The organism is Enterobacter cloacae complex sp.6700776, assembly GCF_048284255.1.
Classification (GTDB): Bacteria; Pseudomonadota; Gammaproteobacteria; order Enterobacterales; family Enterobacteriaceae; genus Enterobacter; species Enterobacter intestinihominis.
Window position 1 is genome coordinate 1 of record NZ_JBLVYK010000235.1, and the last position, 285, is coordinate 285.

Genomic DNA, 285 nt, shown 5'->3' on the forward strand with positions numbered 1-285 from the left:
GTTAAAAGGATGGGAAAAGTCGTGATGAGGTATTTATACATCTGAATTCCAGACATAAAAAAAGACGCTCTAAGCGTCTGATTTTTGGTGCCGAAGGCCGGACTCGAACCGGCACACCCGAAGGCGGTTGATTTTGAATCAACTGCGTCTACCAATTCCGCCACTCCGGCACGAAGTGATGTGTTTCTTGGAAAACGGTGCCATTATACTTGCCTTATGCTGACTGGCAACATTTATCTTGAACAATCAGGTTGTTCGATTAAAAAAAAAGCACCTGAAAAAATC

The 285-nt window shown here is 43.2% G+C and carries 1 tRNA gene; it reads right to left on the bottom strand.

Features of this window, described 5'->3' with window-relative positions:
- Window positions 1-85: 85 nt before the first annotated feature.
- Window positions 86-170 (bottom strand) — tRNA-Leu (locus tag ACNQ0T_RS24030).
- Window positions 171-285: the final 115 nt, after the last annotated feature.